Origin of the sequence: Myceligenerans salitolerans (assembly GCF_017349295.1) — a bacterium.
In the GTDB taxonomy this organism is placed as follows: domain Bacteria; phylum Actinomycetota; class Actinomycetes; order Actinomycetales; family Cellulomonadaceae; genus Myceligenerans; species Myceligenerans salitolerans.
In genome coordinates, this window is record NZ_JAFMPK010000026.1 from 1 (window position 1) to 575 (window position 575).

The following is a 575-nucleotide window of genomic DNA, read 5'->3' on the forward strand; positions in this document are numbered from 1 at the left end:
AATCCCCCCAAACGAGAGGACCATCAAACTGGCATTAACTATCAAGCACACTGTTGAGTTCTCAAACAACCGACGCACACCGTCTCGGTCCAAGCCACTTGACTCGACCCGAACCCGGGGCAACCTCTTAAACTTACCACCACCGATTTCGCCTCGCAAATCCTCAGATCAGCGATCTAAGGTCTGGATCGAGGCGACACGATGTCGCTTGTCTCAGAGGAGATGTCCAACCCCGGCACGTCCAGCCGTTCACCGTGTGGTTCCTGGCTGTCCGTCTGCCCGTCGGGCTGACGTCGAGAACATTACACACGTGGGAGCCCGCGTGCCAACTCGCGGCGGGTGACTCCGGCCACACCACATCGCCGCAGGTAGGAGCATATTTTGAGGTCTTGTGAGGTCACGCGGACACTTCCTTGTGACAGGCGCCACCCGACCGGTCCCGGCATCGCCGCCCCATGACGGTCCGCCGACCTCGGGCACCCCTGACGCCGAAGGCGATTTTGGTCTTTCCGGGGGATTCCTGGCCTCGACCGGCTCCCCTCGTGCGGGCTGCCCCGATGTGGATGGGCCGCGCC